17 protein-coding genes and 1 rRNA gene are annotated in these 20,321 nt (G+C 59.9%); 2 read left to right on the top strand and 16 right to left on the bottom strand.

Annotated features, from left to right (window positions below):
* Nucleotides 1-141 precede the first annotated feature (141 nt).
* Together ACSEXS_RS21010 and ACSEXS_RS21005 are read right to left on the bottom strand one after the other, a co-directional pair.
* Nucleotides 142-909, bottom strand: coding sequence for a TatD family hydrolase (locus ACSEXS_RS21010; protein WP_438435212.1), 768 nt, complete (start codon nt 907-909; stop codon nt 142-144).
* A 190-nt stretch (nt 910-1,099) separates the two neighbouring features.
* Nucleotides 1,100-2,389: an HD domain-containing protein gene (locus ACSEXS_RS21005; protein WP_438435211.1), complete on the bottom strand. Its 1,290-nt coding sequence runs from the start codon at nt 2,387-2,389 to the stop codon at nt 1,100-1,102.
* 291 nt (nt 2,390-2,680) lie between these two features.
* Here ACSEXS_RS21005 and ACSEXS_RS21000 point away from each other — a divergent pair, with 291 nt between their 5' ends.
* On the top strand, nt 2,681-2,935 hold the full coding sequence (locus ACSEXS_RS21000; protein ID WP_058300440.1) for an AbrB/MazE/SpoVT family DNA-binding domain-containing protein: 255 nt from the start codon (nt 2,681-2,683) through the stop codon (nt 2,933-2,935).
* Between the two features lie 116 nt (nt 2,936-3,051).
* Here ACSEXS_RS21000 and rsmI read toward each other — a convergent pair whose 3' ends face one another.
* The 10 genes from rsmI to ACSEXS_RS20950 all read right to left on the bottom strand — a co-directional run bounded on the left by rsmI (nt 3,052) and on the right by ACSEXS_RS20950 (nt 10,744).
* Nucleotides 3,052-3,927: a 16S rRNA (cytidine(1402)-2'-O)-methyltransferase gene (rsmI, locus tag ACSEXS_RS20995; protein WP_438435210.1), complete on the bottom strand. Its 876-nt coding sequence runs from the start codon at nt 3,925-3,927 to the stop codon at nt 3,052-3,054.
* Entirely contained in the window at nt 3,924-4,787 is an 864-nt protein-coding gene (locus tag ACSEXS_RS20990; RefSeq protein ID WP_438435209.1) for a tRNA1(Val) (adenine(37)-N6)-methyltransferase, read from the bottom strand. Before ACSEXS_RS20990 ends, rsmI begins: the two co-directional genes overlap by 4 nt.
* A 289-nt stretch (nt 4,788-5,076) precedes the next feature.
* On the bottom strand, nt 5,077-5,403 hold the full coding sequence (locus ACSEXS_RS20985; RefSeq protein WP_438435208.1) for an initiation-control protein YabA: 327 nt from the start codon (nt 5,401-5,403) through the stop codon (nt 5,077-5,079).
* Nucleotides 5,404-5,471: 68 nt separating this feature from the next.
* The gene (locus ACSEXS_RS20980; RefSeq protein WP_438435207.1) at nt 5,472-6,278 is read right to left on the bottom strand and encodes a PSP1 domain-containing protein; all 807 of its coding nucleotides are present in this window, start codon (nt 6,276-6,278) and stop codon (nt 5,472-5,474) included.
* 3 nt (nt 6,279-6,281) lie between these two features.
* Entirely contained in the window at nt 6,282-7,259 is a 978-nt protein-coding gene (holB, locus tag ACSEXS_RS20975; protein WP_438435206.1) for a DNA polymerase III subunit delta', read from the bottom strand.
* A 52-nt stretch (nt 7,260-7,311) separates the two neighbouring features.
* Nucleotides 7,312-7,758 carry a YaaR family protein gene (locus ACSEXS_RS20970; protein WP_438435205.1) on the bottom strand — a complete coding sequence of 149 codons (447 nt, stop codon included), beginning with the start codon at nt 7,756-7,758 and terminating at the stop codon, nt 7,312-7,314.
* Between the two features lie 4 nt (nt 7,759-7,762).
* The gene (darA, locus tag ACSEXS_RS20965; protein WP_438435204.1) at nt 7,763-8,092 is read right to left on the bottom strand and encodes a cyclic di-AMP receptor DarA; all 330 of its coding nucleotides are present in this window, start codon (nt 8,090-8,092) and stop codon (nt 7,763-7,765) included.
* A gap of 25 nt (nt 8,093-8,117) precedes the next feature.
* Nucleotides 8,118-8,780: a dTMP kinase gene (tmk, locus tag ACSEXS_RS20960; RefSeq protein ID WP_438435203.1), complete on the bottom strand. Its 663-nt coding sequence runs from the start codon at nt 8,778-8,780 to the stop codon at nt 8,118-8,120.
* Between the two features lie 118 nt (nt 8,781-8,898).
* Nucleotides 8,899-10,440 (bottom strand): aminotransferase class I/II-fold pyridoxal phosphate-dependent enzyme, encoded by a 1,542-nt coding sequence (locus ACSEXS_RS20955; RefSeq protein ID WP_438435202.1) that lies wholly within the window; start codon nt 10,438-10,440, stop codon nt 8,899-8,901.
* 121 nt (nt 10,441-10,561) lie between these two features.
* Complete coding sequence (locus ACSEXS_RS20950; RefSeq protein WP_438435201.1) at nt 10,562-10,744, bottom strand: sigma factor G inhibitor Gin; 183 nt, start codon at nt 10,742-10,744, stop codon at nt 10,562-10,564.
* A gap of 187 nt (nt 10,745-10,931) precedes the next feature.
* On the opposite strand from ACSEXS_RS20950, the gene ACSEXS_RS20945 reads away from it, so the two are divergent.
* On the top strand, nt 10,932-11,456 hold the full coding sequence (locus ACSEXS_RS20945; RefSeq protein WP_438435200.1) for a hypothetical protein: 525 nt from the start codon (nt 10,932-10,934) through the stop codon (nt 11,454-11,456).
* A gap of 93 nt (nt 11,457-11,549) precedes the next feature.
* Here the strand turns inward: ACSEXS_RS20945 and ACSEXS_RS20940 are convergent, their stop codons facing one another.
* The 4 genes from ACSEXS_RS20940 to rrf all read right to left on the bottom strand — a co-directional run.
* On the bottom strand, nt 11,550-17,000 hold the full coding sequence (locus tag ACSEXS_RS20940) for an immunoglobulin-like domain-containing protein (RefSeq protein WP_438435199.1): 5,451 nt from the start codon (nt 16,998-17,000) through the stop codon (nt 11,550-11,552).
* Between the two features lie 163 nt (nt 17,001-17,163).
* Nucleotides 17,164-18,159 (bottom strand): response regulator, encoded by a 996-nt coding sequence (locus tag ACSEXS_RS20935; RefSeq protein WP_438435198.1) that lies wholly within the window; start codon nt 18,157-18,159, stop codon nt 17,164-17,166.
* Complete coding sequence (locus tag ACSEXS_RS20930) at nt 18,134-20,095, bottom strand: sensor histidine kinase (RefSeq protein WP_438435197.1); 1,962 nt, start codon at nt 20,093-20,095, stop codon at nt 18,134-18,136. The genes ACSEXS_RS20935 and ACSEXS_RS20930 overlap by 26 nt, the downstream gene beginning before the upstream one ends.
* A gap of 142 nt (nt 20,096-20,237) precedes the next feature.
* Nucleotides 20,238-20,321 (bottom strand): 5S ribosomal RNA (gene rrf / locus ACSEXS_RS20925); the annotation flags it as partial.

Here is a 20,321-nt window from a genome sequence, read left to right as displayed (position 1 = left end):
CGGAATTCCAGCAACAAGCCCCCCGGCTCGCCGTACCTGCGGCGAATCGGGGGGCTTGTTTTAACATGGCCCGTTGCAAGCGAGGGAACGCTTGCACGTGTCAATCGGGCTGCGGCACCCGTTCGAAGCACCGCGCCTTCCTTATCGAATGCCGAGCAGCCGGATGGCGTTCTCTGTCGTGATGCGGGCGATCTCTTCGACCGACAGCCCGGTGAGCTCGGCCGCCGCCTCGGCGACGAGCCGCACGTGCGCCGACTCGTTGCGCTTGCCGCGGAAGGGATGCGGCGTCAGATAAGGCGAGTCCGTCTCCAGGAGCAGCCGGTCGAGCGGCACCTGAGCCAGCACTTCCTTCGGCTGGCGGGCGTTCTTGAACGTCACCGGGCCGCCGAAGGAGATATAGAAATTCATATCGAGGCACTGCTTCGCCGTCTCCCAGCTGCCGGAGTAGCAGTGCATGATGCCGCCGACCTCCGCGGCCTTCTCCTGCTTCAGCGTCTCGACGATATCGTGATGGGCGTCGCGGTTGTGGATGATGATCGGCTTGCCCACCTTGCGGGCGAGCCGAATCTGCTCGCGGAACACGCGGTCCTGCACGTCCTTGGGAGACGTGTCCCAGTAATAGTCGAGCCCGATTTCGCCGATCGCGACCACCTTCTCGTGCCGCGTCAGTTCCTCGATCCATTCCAAATCCCCGGGCTGCATGTCCTTGGCATCCTGCGGATGCCAGCCGACCGCCGTCCAGATGAAATCATAAGCCTCGGCGAGCGCGAGCGAGCTGGGGATCGTCTCACGGTTGAAGCCGATGTTGACGATCCGTGTCACTCCCGCCTCCCGGGCCCGGGCGATCGTCTCCGCCCGGTCTTCGTCAAACTCCGGCGCGTTCAGATGCGCATGCGAATCCGTAAGCATAGCCTTCGTCTCCTTTTGGTAATCTTGCTGTGGGAAATGGATCGATTGCCCCAGGGGGCCGCTGCCGGTCGCCGTTCGTTCCGGCCGCCGGTGTCCTCCCGCTGATCGCAGGTTTGCCCTCTCCGGCTTCTCCTGCGCCTACCGCCCTTCCGCTCGCTTACAACCGGCTCTCCTGCGCTTCGTCCTTGGGTTAGGAGCGGCGCTTGCCGTTCATCAGCAGCTCCCGCACCGCCTGCGGCAGGCGGTCGTCCTGGAGCAGCTCCGCCGGATAGTAGAGCTGGCTCTCGCCGGAATGAACTCCGCTGATCGAGCGGACGATCTCGGAAGCGCGGGAAATTTCCTTCAGCTCTCCTTCCGGCCCCAAGAGCAGGATCGGCCGCTTCTCGTCCTCCTGGCCGGGTCGGTACACATCATACGGCAAATCGGAGGGAAAGTCGATCTCCAGGTAGTAGTCCGGGTCCCAGCCGATGCGCTGCATTTCCCGGCGCAGCTCCTCGAACAGCTGGCCCGGCATGTCTTCGGCAGGCACATAGCGGAAGAGCCGGCGGTTCAGGAACCGCTCGCACAGATCGGCGAGAATCGGGTCGGTTTCCTCCACCCACTCGGAGAACGCCGCCTGCATGAGCGCCTCGTCCAATTTCAGGTAGCTGCGGACATCGAGCGTCCCCTCCAGAAGACGGCGGAGCGGAGCGGTCATATAGGCGAAGCGGTAGCCTTCCTCGTGCAGCGTCTTCGCCCGGTTGAGGATCTTGGTCAGCAGGATCTCCCCGCTGCGCGTGACCGAATGAAAGTAAATCTGCCAATACATTTGATACCGCGACATCAGATAGTCTTCGACGGCGTGCATGCCGCTCTCCTTGACGACGACCCCGGTCTTCAGCGGACGCAGCACCCGCAGAATCCGGTCGAGGTCGAACGTGCCGTAATTGACCCCGGTGAAATATGCGTCGCGCAGCAGATAGTCCATCCGGTCGGCGTCGAGCTGGCTCGCGATCAGGCTGACCGCCACCGGGTTCGGATGCGTTTTGCAGATCACCCCGGCCACCCGTTCGGCAAATCCGTCGCCCGCTTCGCTCAAGATGCGGTGAATCTCCGTTTCCCCCAGAATAATCCGGCAGGACCACGTCTCGTGATGCTCGCCGAATATTTTCTCCATCGAATGAGAAAACGGGGCGTGTCCGACATCGTGCAGCAGGCCGGCGCAGAGGCAGGTGAGCCGCTCTTCTTCGGTTAGCTCTCCGTAGCCGCTGCGCTCGAATTGCGAGAGAATTCGCCGGACGATCTCGTAGACGCCGAGAGAATGCGAGAATCGGCTGTGCTCCGCTCCGTGAAACGTCAGGTACGAAGTGCCGAGCTGCCGAATCCGGCGAAGCCGCTGAAGTTCCGGCGAATTGATCAGATTCCAGATGATCTCGTCTTGAACATAAATGTACCGGTGGACCGGATCTTTAAACACCTTTTCCTCTTTCAGTCTGCCCATTCGTTGCCACGCCTCCTTCTAATTCGACAGCACCTGTGCGGAATGTCGAATGATGTCATCTTTCGCTTGACATTTCAATCCGCCTTATCGGACCGGTCATCCGGCCAAATTCAGGGGAATTAATCGCCATTTCAGCCGTTTTCTCTAGGATTAGCGCTATTTTGTCTCCCCTCGCAAAAAGAAGCCAATTTTCTCTATTGACTATTATGGGAATGGTTGGTATCATACAGAGAGTTTCCTGTCGAATTATGGCGATAAGGCGATCCTACATATAACGCGGAGGGATAAACGATGATGAAATCAACTGGGATTGTGAGAAAAGTAGACGAGCTGGGGCGTGTGGTGATTCCGATCGAATTGCGCCGCACGCTCGGCATCGGTGAAAAGGACGCTCTCGAAATCTATGTAGACGGCGAGCGCATCATGCTGAAGAAGTATGAACCGGCTTGTATCTTCTGCGGCAACGCTGAGAACGTAACGTATTTCAAGGGCAAAATTGTTTGCAATAACTGCATTCAAGATATGCCGGAACCGGTGACAAAGTAATCCACCTATAGTATAATGAAAGAAATCCCATTGTTATTTATAACCTTTTTCATACTCCTTGTCCCCGATTTGCGCGGAACGGCAGCCGCGCGCTTCGGGGATCTTTTTTTGCTTCGCTAGTCCTCCAGCAGCTCCCGGTAGATGTCCCGCTTCGATACGCCCCGGTCGGCGGCGGCCTTCTTCATCGCCGTCTTGCGGTCCTCGCCGCCCTCCTCGTAGCGGCGGACATGCTCGGCGGCGCTGAGTCCGCCCCACCAGGCGTCCTCCTCCCGGGCCGCGCCGTCCTCGGAAGCCCCCGCCACCGCCAGCACGTATTCACCGAGCGGCGGCTGCTCCTCCAGGTGGCGGAGCAGCTCCGCGAGCGTGCCGCGCGCCGCCTCCTCATGCCGCTTGGTCAGCTCCCGCACGAGCGCCGCCTCGCGGTCGCCCCACGCGGCGAGCATCGCCTCCACCGTCTTCGCGACCCGGTGCGGCGACTCGTAGAACAGGAGCGTCGCTTTCTCTCCGCGAAGCGCCGCCAGCTCCTCCGAGCGCTTGTTCTTCTCCCGCGGCAGAAAGCCGCAGAACAAGAACCGCTCGGTGGACAGCCCCGACATGACGAGCGCGGAGAGCGCCGCGTTGGCGCCGGGCACCGGCACCACCGGGATGCCGCGCTCGATCGCCCCCCGGGCGAGATCGGCGCCCGGGTCGGAGATGGCCGGCATGCCGGCGTCGGAGACCAGCGCCACGGTCTGGCCCTCCTCCATCAGCCGCAGGAGCTCGCGGCCGCTCGCCTCCTTGTTGTGCTCGTGGTAGCTGACGAGCCGCCCCGCTATTTCGTAATGCGTCAGGAGCTTGCGCGTCTGCCGGGTGTCCTCGGCGGCGATTAGGTCGGCTTCCTTCAAGAGCCGAACGGCGCGGAAGGTCATGTCCTCCAGGTTCCCGATCGGCGTGCCGATCAAATACAGCGTGCCGGTGACCGGCTCGTCCCGAAAGCTCTTCTGAATGTTCATCGGGCCGTCTCTCCTCTGCTCGATTTCTCGGTGTGGGTTTCCTCCGGGACCGCTAACGGGGACGCCGCCCCGGCGCTTTCCGAATCTTCCGTAACCGGCCCTGCCGCAAGCGGCTCGTAATACACCCGCAGCAGCTCCGGGCAGTAACGTCCGTCGGCCTGATAGACGATCAGCGGCGGCAAGAGCCGCAGCTCCGGGCGGCCGTCCTTGATCGCCTCGATCAGCACCATGTTCGCTTCCTCCCCCTCGCGGGGATGGACGAAGCGCAGCCGCTTCGGCTCCAGCCGGTACTGCCGGAACAGGATCAGGATATCGGCCAGCCGCGAGGGCCGATGCACCATCGCAACCTTGCCTCCCGCCTTGACGAGCCGCGAGGCGGAAGCCGTCACCTCCTCGAGCGTGCAGTGGATCTCGTGCCGGGCTGCTGCCACATGCGGATTGCCGTTCTGCTCGCCCGCTTGCACCGGCAGGTAGGGCGGGTTGACGGTCACCAGATCGAACCGGCCATGCCCGTAAGCGGCAGGCGCTTCCTTCAGGTCCAACCGGTCGATCTGAACCCGCTCCCCGAGCCCGTTCAGCCGCACGCTGCGCCGCGCCATGTCGGCCAGCCGCTCCTGAATCTCCACTCCCCACAGCGAAGCCCTCGTCCTCGCCGTCAGCAGAATCGGCACGACGCCGTTGCCGGTGCAGAGGTCCATGACCCGTCCTTTGGCCGGAACGGAGCAAAAATGCGCCAGCAGCACCGCGTCCATGGAGAAGGAAAACACTTCAGCCGATTGAATGAGTTTAAGGTCGTTTCTTAAGAGATCATCGATCCGCTCGCCGGGCCTAAGCCGCAGCTCGTTCGGTTGTTCTTCCACACGCTTACCTCCGTCTAATCCGGGTTCCTCGGCTCGCTGCCGGGCCCCTTAAGCGAACGCTCTACCGTTGCTTTTCGCGGGGTCGGCCGGTTTGGCTGCCGCCGCCGCTTTTGAATGCGGGCCGTCGCTTTGATTGCGGTCCGCCAGTTTGAATGCGGTCCGCCGCTTTGAATGCGGTCCGCCGCTTTGAATGCGGTCCGCCGCTTTGAATGCGGTCCGCCGCTTTGAAAAAAAGCCGCAGGGACCTTGTCCCTGCGGCTTCGCTACCGTTCGCCGATGCCCGCTTGTCCTACTTGTTCAGGAACGAAAGGCAGAACAGGCAGTCTCCCTCGGTCCGAAGGTGTCCATAGTACACGTTGCAAATATGAAACCCTTCATTATATAAGCGCAGCAGATTGTCGAATCCTTCGCCGACTCCCGGGGCTTCCGGGTCCTCCGGCGCGGGCGGAGGCAATTCTCCGTTCTTCAACAGATCGCGGAGCTGCTGGTTCTCCAGCGTAAGCCGCTGGTTCTCTTCGAGGAGCGCCACGATCTTCTGCTTCAGCACGCCCAAGTCCGCATAGGTCAAGCCCATCTTGTCTTCAATTTGCTCCAGCTGAAGAAAAATATCCTTCATGAGTTCGTTCACCTCAAGGTTCACGGGTAGCTAGCGGCAATTCCGGCTCAAGCGCCACGGGGCAGCGATCAATCCTGCTCGGCCACGTCGTCCGCAGGCAGTTCCATCACCTTGTTGTTCAGATCGAAGATCTGCACCTTAACGGACCGCTCCGCCGTGTTCAGGCTCAGCACCTTGCCGGTTCCATAGGAGGTGAGGACAATTTTGCCCGGCTTCGGCAGCTCGGTTCGGACGCTTTCGTAATTATCATGCTCATATTTGAGGCAGCACATCAGTCGGCCGCACAGACCGGAAATCTTCGTCGGATTCAGCGACAGGTTCTGGTCCTTGGCCATCTTGATCGACACGGGCTCAAAATCGCCCAAAAACGAGGAGCAGCAGAGAATTCGCCCGCAGGGACCGATCCCTCCGAGCAGCTTGGCTTCGTCGCGCACCCCGATCTGCCTGAGCTCGATCCGCGTACGGAAGATGCTCGCCAGGTCCTTGACGAGCTCGCGAAAATCGACCCGGCCGTCTGCGGTGAAATAAAAGATAATCTTGTTGCGGTCAAACGTATACTCGACGTCGATCAGCTTCATCTTGAGGTTATGGTCCTTGATCTTCGCCTGGCATATATGAAACGCGTCGCCCGCCGCTTTCCGGTTTCCTTCCACCAGAACGGCGTCGTTCGCGTCCGCGATCCGAATGACTTTCTTGAGCGGCAGGACAACATCGTCTTCCGGGACGTCGCGCTTGCCGATCACCACCTTGCCGTATTCCAGGCCTCTCGCCGTATCGACGATGACGCTCTGGTCCTTTTCAACCGGCAGCTCGTGGGGATCGAAATAAAAGACCTTGCCCGCCCGCTTGAAGCGCACCCCTACTACAGAATACAAAATCTAACCTCCTTGCATGTCCAGAATCAGCTTTTCCACAGCAAGCTGGGAATTCGCATGGTATCTTATCCGCTTCTGGACGTCGGTTACCTGCTCCATGGCCCGAACCCAATCGTGGGCTCCCCGGGAAAAGGCTTTGTCCGCCATCCAGTCGACCTGATCGGCAAAAACCAACTGTTCGCGGCGGCCGCACTGCAGCTGAATCATGTCCCGAAGGAACAGGAGCCAAAGATCCAGGACGGTATCCAGCCTTTCGGCCAGCTCGCCCTTCACCAGTTTCTGCTGTACGGTAAGGAGCGCCGCCGGATAACGCGTCAGCGTCTCCTTCGCCAATTGTACCATCGTCGTTCTCGCTTCGGCAAACCATTCCGCTTGCGCCAGCTCGCGGGCCGCGGGCAGCCCCGCCGCGAGGCGGACGGCGGTGCGGGCCAGACTCGCGGGAATTCCCTCCGCGATCAGCGCCGAGGCCATGGTCTCGGGATTCTCCGGTACAAAGGACAGCCACTGGGAGCGGGATTGAATGGTCGGCAGCAGCGCTTGACCGTTTTCCGTGAGGAGCAGGGCCAGGACATCCGCCGAGGGCTCCTCCAGGAATTTGAGCAGGCTGTTTGCGGCCTGCACCGTCATCCGGTCGGCCTGCTCGATGACATATATTTTTTTGCGGGCCTGCGCGGAGCGGTAGCTGAACTCCTTTTGCAGGTCGCGGATCTGTTCGATTTTGACGGATGCCCCGTCCGGCTTGGTCCAGAGAAAATCCGGGTGGTTGCCGTGGAGCACCTTGCGGCATTCCGCGCATTCGCCGCACGGCTCCTCCTGGAATCTCTCGCAGTAGACGGCCTGGGCGAGCCAGAGGGCCATGTCCCGCTTGCCCGAACCTCTCGGTCCGCTCATGATATAGGCATGGGACAGGCTCCGGTTCTTCACCGCTGCGCGGAGAATGCTCCGAATCCGCTCTTGCCCCGTTTTTTCTTGCAGCCCCATGGCTCCTCCTTTCCGGCCCGTTCGCCCGGTATTCTTGGATTCAAGACATAGGTCAAGACAGAGAATGAAACAGCAGCCCCTTGATCTCTCCGACGGTCGTCAGGAGAGCCATGCGCCCCTGTTCCGTCTCCAGAAGCTCGTCCGCAAGCGACAGAAGCTCCCGGTCGATCTCGTCCAGGAGCAGGTACTGGCGATCCCGCCCCTGGCGGTCGCGGCTTCTCGCATCCTTCAGCCCCACACCCTTGCGGGCGGTGCGTTCCAGATAACGCTTAACTAGGCGCTTGTACGCATGCAGCTCCCGCATGGTCATGGAGCGGGCCAGGCGGTCGGATTGCTGCCGGATTTCCTCCAGCGCCTCCGCGAGTTCCGGGTCCCGCCGCCCTCTCTCCTGCTGCTGCAGGAAGTCGGAGAAGGCTTTGCCGGAAACCGCCTGCTCTCCGCTTTGGGAAGCGGGGCTTACGCTGCGGACCAGAGAGCCGCGAACCGGATCGATCCGCATGCCTTTAGAAATGCTCGAAGCGTTCGACAGGAAGAACGAACACCGTCGCTCCGCCTACCTGGACTTCGACCGGGAAAGGAATGTAAGAATCGGTGGTGCCGCCCATCGGCGATACCGGGGTCACCAGCTGATCGCGAACCTTGCAGTTCGCCTTGATGACCTGGAGCACCTCGCTGACCCGGTCGTCCTCGATCCCGATCAGGAAGGTGGTGTTGCCGGCCTTCAGGAATCCGCCGGTTGTCGCCAGCTTCGTGGAACGGAAGCCTGCGGTGATGAGGGCATTGGACAAGCGGTTGCTGTCCTTGTCTTGCACGACGGCTATGACCATTTTCATCGTGAATTCCTCCTCTTCTTCTATCTTATCGCTTTACCCGCTTTGCAAGCAAGCTCAGGCAATTGCCGCTCAGCTCGGCAAACACCTCGTCCGGCGGGCGGTCCCCCCGAACGATCCGGATGCGCTCCGGCTCGGCCGCCGCGATCGCTTGGAAGCTCTCGCGAACCCGCCCGTGGTACCCGGCGTCCTTCTGCTCGATCCGATCGAGGCCAAGGGCCGGATGCCGCGCCGCCCGGGCGGCGAGCCGCTCCTGCGTCACCGCGACGGGCACGTCGATCAGGTAGGTTCGGTCCGGGACGAGCCCGCCCGTGGCAAACCGGTTGATTGCGGCCACCGCCTCGGCCGATAGCCCGAGCCCGTAGGCCTGGTAAGCCATGCTCGCATCCACGAACCGGTCGCAGAGCACGATCCGTCCTTCCCGCAGGGCGGGAAGAATCTTCTCTTCGACATGCTGTGCCCGGGAGGCCGCATAGAGAAGAACCTCCGTGCGGTCCGCCATCTCCCCGTTCTCCGGGTCGAGAATGATCGACCGGATCTTATCGCTGATCGCGGTCCCTCCCGGCTCGCGCGTGGCCATGACGGGAAAGCCTTGCCGGGCGAGTTCCTCGGCAACCCGGGCGATTTGGGTCGTCTTGCCGGAGCCGTCCGGCCCCTCAAAGGTGATAAACATACCGCTGTAGCCGTTCATGCTGTTCCTCCAACCGCGCCGGAACCGCTCAGGGTTCTCCCTTCGGTTCGGCGCGCAGTTCTGATCTCTCTATCGGTGCAGACTGCCTTGCTCCAGTCGGCCCTTTGCCAAGCTGCATTTATTCTTCGGCCCAAGGCCGGCGGGTGACGTTCAGCCCCGCCCGGATGTCGCCGGCCGTTCCCTGAAACCGGGCCCCCGCCTCCGCCAAGCGCAGAAGCCGGTCCCGCATGGCGGAGGTAATCCGCTCGCCGGGATAGAGCAGGGGGACGCCGGGCGGGTAGGGAATCACCATCTCGGCCGCATAGCAGCCTTCGGCTTCGGCGAGCGGCACCGCCTCTACTGGAACGGAGGCGGAGGAGAGCGCCTTTTCCAAATCCCAAGGCACCGCAATCGGCAAAGAAAGCTCGAAATCGGGCGTATCTTCCGATAAATTCGCCATAAACTGCCGTTTTTCCTGCATTCCTCCCGGAATTTCCGCGTCGATTGCCGACAGAGCAGCAGTGAGCCGGTCGACATTCTCGTCCGGCGAAGCGAGGGTGAACAGGCAGAGCACATGAACGGGATCGGCCAGCTCGGTCATGCAGCCGAAGGCTTCGATCCGCTCCTGAAGCCGGTACCCGTCCAGCGAGCCGCTGCGATCGCGCACGGTAACCTTAAACGGATCGAGGGCGCCATACGCCGAATCCGCCTCCCGGCGCAGCAGCTCCAAGCACTTCCATGTCTCGGCCGCTTGCGTCAGCCGATTCAGACGGGCCATGGCCTCGTCCAGCATCCGCCGGCCGTTCGTCTCCAACTGGAGCCTGGCCAGATCGAGCGAGGCGAGCAGCGGGTAAGACGGGCTGGAGCTTTGCAGGGAGGCGAGCACCCGGCGGATGCGCGGACGGTCGAGCCGCTCGCCTTGCAAATGCAGCATCGCGCCCATGGTCATGGCCGTGAGCATCTTGTGGGTGGACTGCACCGCAGCATCGGCCCCGCTTTGCATTGCCGAAGGCGGCAGCGCCGGATGAAAGCCAAAATGGGCGCCGTGCGCCTCATCCACCACGATCGGCTTGCCGTGGCGGTGGACCAGCTCGACGGCTTCCTGCAGGTCGTCCGCCATCCCGTAATAGTTCGGATTGGTCAAGAGGACGCCCTTCGCCTCCGGGTAGCGCTCCAGCGCTTCCTGCAGAGCCGCGAGCGGCACCCCGGCGGCGAGCCCCGACGCCGGGTCCGTGCGGCCCGGCAGGAACACACAGCGCACGCCGCCGAGCGCTGCCGCGTTCAGCACCGACTTGTGCGCGTTCCGCTGCACCAGGAGCAAGTCGCCGCGGCCGCAGAGCCCGAGGACGAGCGCCAGATTGCCGGCCGTGCTGCCGCCGACCAGGAAGCGGGTTTCGTCCGCGCCGAAGCAAGCCGCGGCGAGTTCCTGCGCCTCGCGGATGATGCCCGCCGGATGATGCAGATCGTCCAGCCCGGTGATTTCCGTATAATCGATAGCCATGACCTCTCGGAACAGCCCTTCGCCCGCCGGGTCCAGCCCAAGCCCGCCCTTGTGGCCGGGAACGTGATAGCTGCCCAGCTTGCGGTCCCGGTAATCGACCAGCGCCTCCAGGAGAGGAGCCCGTCCCTTCGCCGCCGTCCGGGCATCCCCCGATCGTTCCTGCTTCGCAAAGTCCGTCATGCTATAGTCAACCTCCATGATTCTCTTTAAACAAAAGAAAGGAGCAGTTCCCATTCGGGTACTCCTCCACTATACCAAAGAAAAGCCCGTTTGCGCCGATTTCCGCGCTGCCGCCAAGGCTTTATGCGTTTTTTTGAATCCAGATGGCCTTCAGCCGGTGAATGAAAAACGGATACTTCTCGTCCTGCACATCGGTCCGCACCATCTCGGTCTCGCAGTCTTCGCAAATGAATCCGGATATAATGGTGATGCCGTTTTTGCCCGTCTCGCCGCAGATGATGCACACCTCGGACGTTTCTTCCATTCTCGTTCACCCCTTTCCTTTTTCTATTAGGATGGCCCATCTTTCAGCCTTTCAAACTCCGTTCTCCTTGCTTTATCGGTATGCGGCGCGCCCAATTCCGGTGTCTGTACGCCTTTTTTTCGCAAAAACTATTTTTCTCGACTCTTTTTTCCGATATGTAGGAAGAGACCCGAGACAGGAGGTTCCCATGCCCGAACGCACCCTCTCCAAGGATTCCACCTACTATACCTATACCCTTGTCCGTAAGCTGAGTGTACCGGTTGCCATCAGCGTTGTCTACGCCCTCCTCCTGGGGGGGCTGTGCGCCGCCTTTGTCTTCCGGTTCGGGAGTCACGGAGCCTATGCGGCCGCGGCCGCCCTGCTGGGCATCCCGCTGCTCCATCTCCTCATCGCCCGTCTGTACAAGCGGCTGAGCGGCGCGCTGCCCGAGGCCTGGCGGTTCCGCCTCGGTTCGCCCTGGGCCGGCTATCTGCCCGCCGGCTATTCTCCGTTTCGCCGCTGCCTGCGCATGCTGCATCAGACCGCCTTCCTGGGCGCGGCCATTGCCGGTCTTCTCTATGTCTGGTTCCCGCCCGTTTACGCCGCCTGCGGGCTGCTCGTCCATACTTGGCTCGTGCTGCCGCATTACGCCGCCGCCCTCGCTTTCCTTCGTCTGAAACCCGGCGGACTGATCCGCTACGGCAAGCGGGAAGTTTCCTATTATATGCCCTGAGGATATTCGAGTAAAAGGCAAATACCGGCTTCGAGGGAAGACTCCCTCGAAGCCGGTATTTTTTGGGCCTTGAACCTTGATGCGTTTCCGGCGTTAAATCTCGCCGAGCAGCTTCAGGAAGCGATAGATCAAGACAGCGGCTTCCGCCTTTTGGGCTTGGCTCTTCGGCTTGAAGGCATCACCGCCCCGGCCTTCCACCAGTCCCAGCGCTTTGGCTTCGTGGACCTCCTCGACAGCCCAGAATCCGGCCGCTCCCGAGTCGATGAAGCGTTCCGCCGCCTCGGGCAGGATGTCTGTCCCTGCCGTCTTTCGGTAAGCCCGCATGATGATCGCCGCCATCTCTTGCCGGCTGACGATCCGGCCGGGCTCGTATTCCGTGTCGGTGATCCCCTTAATCAAGCCCGCATTGCGGGCAGCGGCGATGTAAGGAGCGTACCAATCCTTCGCCGACACGTCCGCAAAGCCGGTTTCCTCCGGCTTGACCGGTAGACCCAACAGCCTCGTCACCAAAGTCGCGAATTCGGCTCGGGTGATGCCCATGTTCGGGTGGAAGCTGCCGGTGTTGTCGCCCTCCAGGATCTGGCGGGAAGCGAGCAGCTCGATAACCGATTGCGCCCAGTGTCCCTGAATATCCTTGAACGACTTGGTGTACTCCATCAAAGCGACCTTGGTCGCCCCGGCGACGGTCAGAGTTGCCGATACGGTGTGCTTCTCCTTGTCGACGACTCCCCCGATCGACTTCCAGGCTTTTGCCGTCTCGTCGTAATAGAACACCGACAGGTGCTCGGCGGAACCTACCCGAGTCGGGTCGTACGGAATCGCCACGGTCACTTGAACCTTGTCTCCGGAGGCGGCCGGAGTGAGTTCATAAGCCCCGCCGATCTGCTTCATGCCTCCATCGTTGGGCACCGGCGTGCCGGTTGCCGGAAGCTCGACAAGCTTAACCGTCTCCTTGCCCTTGACGACTTCCAGCGTATCCTTCGCCGGGACGGAGACGGGGCGGTTGACGACGCTGATCCGCCGTTCGGCTCTGCCGATGTTCCCGTTCTGGTCGCGGGCGGTATAGGTCAGCACATAATCGCCGAGCTTGGATGTATCCACGCGGCCCAACACGATAATCCGGCTGGTGATATCGCCATCGCGGTCATCCACCGCCGTCGCGCCCGGATCGGCGAACGCGCTGTCGACGTAAACGGTGAGGCTCGCGTCTCCCTTCAGCGTGACCACCGGTGCGATGAGGTCGGAGGCGATGCCGTCCTTTTCGGCCTGTACGATTTGGTCAAAGCTGTCCAGCAGACCGGTATAATCCGCATACGGAGCGTCATCGCGAAGCTCCTTCGCGACATTATCCCGATGCTGCGGGGTGTAGTCGCGATAGGTTTCCATCGCTGCCGGGCGGAAGCCCGCATCGGGGTCCTCCACGATGGCGATCACTTCCTCGATCGTCAATCCCCCGCCGTTCATCAAACCGAGCAATTCGGCCCGCTTCTGCTCCAAGGTCATGGTCATCACGGAGTAGATGCTCAGGTGCCGGGTAAGCAGCGTCATGCGGCCGCTCGCCGAATCGTATTGGCCGCGGATGTATTCCCACGTCACCTTCGCTTCGTTGTAATAGAAGGTCATGAAGACCTGATCGTCGATGCCCGCTCCGATCATCATGCCGAGCTTGATGTCCCTATCGGAGGCATATGACGGAATCACTTGCTCCTTCAGCACGTTGCCGGACGCATCGAGCTGAACGTTGACCATTTTGAAGTCGTAAATTTGATTCTGGTAAATGCCCATGCCGGACTTGATGTTGGCCGTCAGCGGCTCGTTGCCCGGCTTGGCCGTATCCACCTGCTCGCAGACGAGCTTCAAGCGGGAGCCGTCGGGCAGAGAATCGAGCAGCGCTTGGGTCAGCGGAACCTCGATCGAGGCATTGCGGGTCTCGAGCGTCAGGGTCAGCCCATTGTCCGCCGCCTTTTGCGCCTTCTCCTTGGTCAGCTCCACTTCGACCGGGTTGCCGACGGTCACGGTCTCGTCGACCTTCACCACAATCGTCGGCTCTCCCTGCTGCTTGGCGCCTTCGATCGCGTCATCGACCTTGCGGTCCGGTACGACATCGCCGTTGCCGGCCGGGATAACCGCATCCGCCGAGACCGCGGCGGCCGTCACGATGACCGTCCGGGTAACCTCCGTTACGTTGCCCGTTGCATCCTTGACGCTGTAAACCAGCGTATAGGTACCGGGCTTGTTCGTGTCGACATAGCCGCTGACCGTGACCAGGCGGGTCAGGTCACCGTCCAAGTTGTCCTGGGCCGTATAGCCCGGCTCGCGGTACAGGGTACCCTGCTTAACGCTAACCGTGGTCTCGCCGGCCAGCGTCAACTCCGGCGGAAGGATGTCGGCGACCGCCCGGACGACGAACGTCTGGGTTACTGTCTCCTTGCCGTTCCGGATAGTGGCGGTCAGCGTGACGTACGTATTAGCGTCCGGCTTGACGAATTCACCGTCCGCCGAGATCACGTCCGGGTTGCTGCTCGTCCAGGTAATCTCGCTGCCGTAGATGCCAACGCCCGGCAATCCGACATTTCGGGTAACCAATTGCTCGTTATCTCGACCGGCATAGCCGATCTTTAGGGCAGCCGCGTCGGCTTCCGCCAGCTCGCGGTGATTGTCGAGCGTGGCAAAGCTCAGCTTGACGACATCGGAGAACGCGTCGCCATCCGTGTTGCGTACCACCGCGTAGAGGTCATAAGCGGTCTCGACCTGGAGTCCCTTTACCGTGAAGGTCGCGTCCATACCCGCTTCCAACGGGATGGAGCCCTTTTTCAAGGCTGCCTTGTCCTCGCCGTTCAGCCCGGCGACGATCTGCTCCCGGTTCGGAGCGGCCGTATCCTTCGGAACAAGCACGTAGTAGACCGATCCGGCTTCCGTGCTGTTCGCTCTTCCTTCAACCTCCCGCTGCTTCACCTGAGAGAGCTCCGCCGAAAGCTGCGGAATCTTCAGCTCGGCCGTCGTCATGGCAATTTTCTGCGGAGCCGACAGATTGCCTGCCGCGTCTTCCGCAACCGCGTATACGTCATAGCCGGTCCCCGGGGTCAGTCCGGTTACCGTTACGGTTGCCGGCGTATCGGCACCGAGGGCGGCATGGCCGTTGATCGCCGGCTTGCCTGCCGCGTTCTGTCCGTCCTTCACCTGCTGATTCGATGGCGCGGGAGCGCCCGCCGGAACGGCAACGTAGTAAAGCTTCCCGTTCTCGTTGCTGGTTGCTTCCAGAACGGCGCCATACTTGCCTTCGCCGCTAATCGTCGCTTTCGCCAATACCGGCGGGGTCGTATCCTTGACCGTCAGATTGGATAAGAGGAGGGTAGAAGCATTGCCGGCGTTGTCGCGGGCTTCGATTTCATACGAGTTCCATTCCCCGGCTTCCAAGAATCCGCTTGTGCCGGAGACCCATTCGCTCCATTTACCGCCGTTCTTCTTCACCCGGTAGCCCTGAATCCCGCTGCCGCCGATGTCCATGATCTGGAACACGCCGTTCGTTACCGTCTTGTTCGAGGCGGCATTGGTTTCGATCTGCGGGGCCGTCTGGTCGTTGATGACGGTCGCCTTTTGCGTGAAGGCGGAAGACCAGTTGTCGCCGGACTTCACCTTCAACTGGACCGTGTAGGTGTCCGTCGGGAATTCGCTCACGTCAACGGTGGGTTCAGCGGCGTCGCTTCCATAGACCTTGTTGCCCATGGAATCGGTGATCGTCCAGGCATATTCGTCGATGGAACTGCCGGCCGGGTGGAAGGAATCCTGGTTCAGAACCAGAGAGGTTTGGCCCTCATGGTGCTTCAATACCCGTCCGGACAAGTGGAACTCCGCCACCGGAAGCGCTAAACCGTTCTGCGACAGATACTCCATATCCGGCTTGCTCCAAACCTGCGCCTCATTGGCGACCTGCAAGTGGACGAGGTAGTAGCCGTCCGCGTACACGAAATCGCTCACGGTATCCGGCTTGCCCGGCACCCACTGATCATCCGGCTGGCCTACCGTTCTCCACTTCCACAGCTCCGTCAGGGGGCTGCCGTTCGGGTCGTAAGACTCGCTCTGCAGGCCATTTTCGGCCGTATAGACAATCGAGGCTACCGGCAAGGAGACGGCACTCGACGGGGCGAGGTTATGCGCGATGTAGCCCGCAATCGCTTCAATCGTTTTTTGGTAATTCTCGTTGGGGATAAACGCGCCTTTTCCATCGTTCTCTTGGACAAGCTTGTCCGTCTCCTCGCGGAGAGTCGGTTCGTCGTTGCCGACGCCGATGTAATGCACATCATCCTTGCCCAAGCGGTAGAGGACTTCGCTATGGGCATCGTTGTTCTTGGTAAAGTCCGGCTCCACCGTATCGGTAAAGTTGACGATGTAGCGGTTCGTGCCCGGGTCCCAGTTCGGCTCCCGAACGACATCATTGAATGGTTTCGTGTTCTTGCTGGTCATGGTGATGTTCTTGAAGGTAAAGTAGGTCAGAACCGTACAGCCATGGGAAACGTAGCTGACGAGCGGACCAAAGCCGTATCCGTTCGTGACCGCGATTTGCACATCCTGGTCGATTCGGGCCGTGTCATAGATCGTTAGACCATTTTCCACGAATTTCAGGCTAGTCGAGGAGACGTCCATCGAGATATTCTTGATCGAGGATGCGGTTTGACTGGGCTTCGTCTTCAACAACTGAACGCCGGCCAGCCCGCTGATTGTGCTGTTGTTGACGTTGTGGAACTGGGCGGCGTCCACGTTCGTCAGCTTGTACAGCTTGATGTTGGGATGATAGGCCGTGACCACATAATTTTCATCGTACTCCGCTTCCTGTGCGGGATCGTTGTAATCGTACAGAATCAGATACCCGTTCAGCTTTCCGTTGGAATCGATCGCCGTATTGAACAGGAAACCGGCGCCTTCCAGCGTGTGAACGTCGATCTTTCCCTCGCTCAAGGTGAAGGAGATGGTTTTCTGCCACTGGCTCGTATCGGGATACAGCATGAAGTCCTTGTACGCGGGTTCGCTGTACCCGAGGAAATGAACGTCGCCGTCCTTGGCATAGACATGCTTGAGCCGATAGTACGTACCCGTCAGCGATTCGTCGGCCGAACTAATATCCGTGAAATATTTATTGGCGTCGGGGGTATATTTTTCTTTGTAATAAAAGTAGGGACGATAACCCTGGAGGTTATCCCAACCCGCCGGAACACTTCCGTTCGTCGGATAACTCTTATCGAAATAATGATCGTACGTCTGCCAATTGGCAGGATTGGTTGCCTTGATGTTGGCCTCGTCAAACACGTTCACACGGACCCGATCGCCGGGGATGCCGTAAACCTGCTGCAGCACCGTCTTCAGATCTTGTTCAAACGCACTCACATCCTGGCTGCTGTTTCCCAGTGCTACCGCAACCTCGATACCGGCTTGGCCGGGGTCGGCAAGTGCGACATTCTGGGCGAAGAAGGGGGACAATAAAGACAGAAGCAGGGTTGAGACGAGAAGAAGGCTGATCTTTTTTCTTAGGACCATTTGCCTATGCACGTTAGTTCCTCCTGTTCGTTATGGGCATAATGTCATAATATCGGGAACCGGCTTACAAGATTCTTACACGGTAAAATACGCCAAAATGCAAAAAAAGCCTTATAAAATAAGGCTTTCTGCCATTCGAGCATGAAATCGAACCTATTGTTCATGACGAATTATGTCAAAATAAACTGAGAAAAATGTCATTGACATCTTTCTTATCTTCCTCAAGAAGGAACGGGAGCTTTTGCAGCAGCAGCCGTTTCGCCCCGTTGCGGTTTTTCTCGGCCGCATAGAGAACCAGCGCTCGTTTCAGCAGAGAGACGAACCGGTTATAGCACAACTCGCGCCGCCACAGGCTCCAGGGGTAGGCTCGTTCTCCGAACAGGTCTCCCCGGTAGACCGCGAGCGCCCGGTTCGTCTGCTCCGCCGGCCAATTCTCCAACGGCGCTTCCTTCTCGCTGCTGTGCTCGAGTTCATAAAAATCGCAGCTCACGGCCTCCAGAACCAGCCGATAGACGCCCGTCTCATTTTCGACGGCCGCCTGAATGCCCGCTTCCTTGAGCGCCTTCTTCAGCCGAAAAACTGTCGTATACAGATTCTGCTCCGCCTTTTGCGGTTCGAGCTCATGCCACAGAAGGTCCATGATCCGCCATTTGCTGATCTTCCCGCCCGGCTCGCTGACCAGGAGGGCGAACAGCTCCTCCACCTTGGCGGTGATCCAATTGACCTTAAGGGGCCTGCCGTTCCTGCGGAATTCGATATCCCCGAACAACCGCAAGCTGATCGGCTCCGACGCCGCCTTGACAGGCACCGGCTTCTTCTTGACGATGCGGAGCAAGGTATCGGCAATCGCCTCGGGGCTGGCCGGCTTCAGCAAGTAATGAACCGCGTTCAGCTTGAACGCTTGCACGGCATACCGTTCATAAGCCGTGACGAAGACGATCTCCAGCTCTTCCGTTCCTTCCAACAGCTCGGTTCCCAGGCTGATTCCGTCCTTTTCCGGCATTTCGATATCGAGGAACGCCGCATCGGCTTGCAGCCGCGGAATTTCCTTTAACGCTGTCTCCGGGTCCGTGTACTCGCCGACGATCTCCACCTGTCCCGTATCCTCTAGAAGTTTCCGGAGAAGAGCGAGGCCCAATGCCTCGTCATCCACAAGTACCGCTCGAATCATCCCGTACCTCCTCTTCCTCCGCCTCGGCGGGAACATCAAACGTTACCTTCGTCCCATGGCTTTCCGTCTCGAAACGCAGCTCCGTGCCGTAGAACTCCCGCAGCCGTCCATTGATGTTGATGAGGCCGATGCCATTCCCCTCGGCCTTCCGCAGCCTGCCGCCCCCCTCCTGAACGGCCTGGATCTGCTGGGCGGACATTCCTTTGCCGTTGTCCTCCACCGTCACCCACAGGCGCTCCCGCTCGCGGCGAATGCTGAGTCGGATCACGCCGCCTTCCCGGTTCTCCATAACGCCATGGCGAATGGCATTCTCCACAAGCGGCTCGATGACCAGCGGAATGACCCGAACGCCCAGCGCATCCGGATCGATGGCATAGTCCACCTGCAGCCGCTCCCCGAAACGAACTCGCTCGATATCCACAAACAAGCGGATCAGCTCCAGCTCTTTGGCGATGGTGACATAGTCGGAGCTGGCGTCCATATCGAACGACTGATGCAAGTAGCGGGACAGCTTGTGGAGAACCTCCGCCGCTCTAGCCCCATCGAGGTAGCACAGGCTGATGACGCTGTTCAGCGCATTGAATAGGAAGTGCGGCTTGATCTGCGCCTGCAAAAAAGCGGTCTCGCTCTGACGCGACCTCTGCTCCGCCTTACCGAGGGCTTGCGAGACCTGCTCGCTGTTCCGGAAAATCAGATAATACCGAATGATGACCAGCACGGCCAAGCTTAACGAATAAAGAACGAGGAACAGGATGCCGATGTTCATGTCGGCCTTCAGTCCGAGGCTGTATAGGCCTACATCCGCGGTATAGACGGTAACCAAATAGAGGGCAGCTATCAGCGTCGCATGCACACTCGCCTCCACGGCCGCTCTCCCCCGATAGAAGCTGACCAGTACGGAGATGAAAACGCCCAGGACAACGGATAAATTGACGATTCCCATCACCCCCGCAAGCCGAATAAAGACGGCCGGAGGAGATAGGGCCACACAGGGAATACAGCATGCATAGACGAGCGTTATGGCTTGCTTCACACGCTTCGCCAAGAATGGTTCGTGCGTCCGATGAACGATGAGAATTAAGGCGATGATGCTGCAATAGGAAGCCATATGGCCAATCCGAAACAAACTCCAATAGCCAATCCCGGGAAGCAAAAGCGAGATAGTCCGCTGGCTGAGGTAGCCAAGCATGACGGCCGAGAACAGGCATGTGAGGCCAAACGGAAAGATAGCCAAGTCTCTCCGACGAAAATATGACGACCCTGCGTACAGAAGAAGATAAAAAACGCCGATCGCCAAGATCAACGTAGCGGCAAAGGTTTCGGCGATCATGTGACGGTTGTTGTGAAGGACGATCGCTTCCTGGGTCCCAAACAACAGGGGGCCGGTAATGCCCCCGATCAGGTAGTTATGGTTCGCTACCTGAACGATAATGTCCGCCGTGGGGACCGGAAGCCGAAAGGACGCCGTTTGCGGGTAGTTGCTTTCGACGATCGTCTTCTGAGCGTTAAACTCCCCGTTCTCCAGGACAAGCGTGCCGTTGACGTAAATCCGGCTGGCATTGCGGATATTTTCCTTTTTGATGCCGAACGTCATCCCGGGAGGAACATGCTCCAGCTTGAGGCGGTAAGTCGCCAGTCCGGTGTTGGCATAGGAGCGACCGTCTGTCCCCTTGGTCCAATTGCCGGGCACTCTCATCCATCCGGGTTTGCCTTGCTTGCCTTCGGCGAAGTCGTTCGGCTGAAGCAACTTTCCCCAGTAGAATTCCCATATTCCGTTTAGAGGGATCAGGGGAGTCGCCGACACAGAAGTGGCGGCCAGGTCGAGCACGCCATTAACGGCATGGTCGGCTTGGCGTCCCTCCTCCCGGTACAGGAAAAAGAGCAGCAAGCTGATAAGGCAAAGCCCTGCCGTGATGTATCGCGTCCAAGATGTCATAGTCGTCCTCAATTCGTTGGGCTTTGTCCATAAGAACCCCTTTAATCATAGGGTCCCGAGCCTTCCGGTTCAAGCCTTCCCGCCGAAAATCAGGCAATTTCACAACAAAAAACCCCGCATCGTAAGATGCGAGGTTCATTGTGCTTGGCGACGTCCTACTCTCCCGGGACCCTGCGGTCCAAGTACCATCGGCGCTGGAGGGCTTAACGGTCGTGTTCGAGATGGG

This window comes from Gorillibacterium terrae, from assembly GCF_051594785.1.
Lineage (GTDB): Bacteria > Bacillota > Bacilli > Paenibacillales > NBRC-103111 > Gorillibacterium.
The sequence above is the reverse complement of the archived record's forward strand: the minus strand, read 5'-3'. Positions and strand labels throughout refer to the sequence as shown.

Coding starts and splice junctions, on each gene's coding strand:
- ACSEXS_RS20935 (WP_438435198.1), bottom strand. CDS start 18,159: ATGATTCGAGCGGTACTTGTGGATGACGAGGCATTGGGCCTCGCTCTT.
- ACSEXS_RS20955 (WP_438435202.1), bottom strand. CDS start 10,440: ATGACGGACTTTGCGAAGCAGGAACGATCGGGGGATGCCCGGACGGCG.
- ACSEXS_RS21010 (WP_438435212.1), bottom strand. CDS start 909: ATGCTTACGGATTCGCATGCGCATCTGAACGCGCCGGAGTTTGACGAA.
- darA (WP_438435204.1), bottom strand. CDS start 8,092: ATGAAAATGGTCATAGCCGTCGTGCAAGACAAGGACAGCAACCGCTTG.
- ACSEXS_RS21005 (WP_438435211.1), bottom strand. CDS start 2,389: ATGGGCAGACTGAAAGAGGAAAAGGTGTTTAAAGATCCGGTCCACCGG.
- ACSEXS_RS20950 (WP_438435201.1), bottom strand. CDS start 10,744: ATGGAAGAAACGTCCGAGGTGTGCATCATCTGCGGCGAGACGGGCAAA.
- ACSEXS_RS20985 (WP_438435208.1), bottom strand. CDS start 5,403: ATGAAGGATATTTTTCTTCAGCTGGAGCAAATTGAAGACAAGATGGGC.
- tmk (WP_438435203.1), bottom strand. CDS start 8,780: ATGAACGGCTACAGCGGTATGTTTATCACCTTTGAGGGGCCGGACGGC.
- ACSEXS_RS21000 (WP_058300440.1), top strand. CDS start 2,681: ATGATGAAATCAACTGGGATTGTGAGAAAAGTAGACGAGCTGGGGCGT.
- ACSEXS_RS20930 (WP_438435197.1), bottom strand. CDS start 20,095: ATGACATCTTGGACGCGATACATCACGGCAGGGCTTTGCCTTATCAGC.
- holB (WP_438435206.1), bottom strand. CDS start 7,259: ATGGGGCTGCAAGAAAAAACGGGGCAAGAGCGGATTCGGAGCATTCTC.
- ACSEXS_RS20970 (WP_438435205.1), bottom strand. CDS start 7,758: ATGCGGATCGATCCGGTTCGCGGCTCTCTGGTCCGCAGCGTAAGCCCC.
- rsmI (WP_438435210.1), bottom strand. CDS start 3,927: ATGAACATTCAGAAGAGCTTTCGGGACGAGCCGGTCACCGGCACGCTG.
- ACSEXS_RS20945 (WP_438435200.1), top strand. CDS start 10,932: ATGCCCGAACGCACCCTCTCCAAGGATTCCACCTACTATACCTATACC.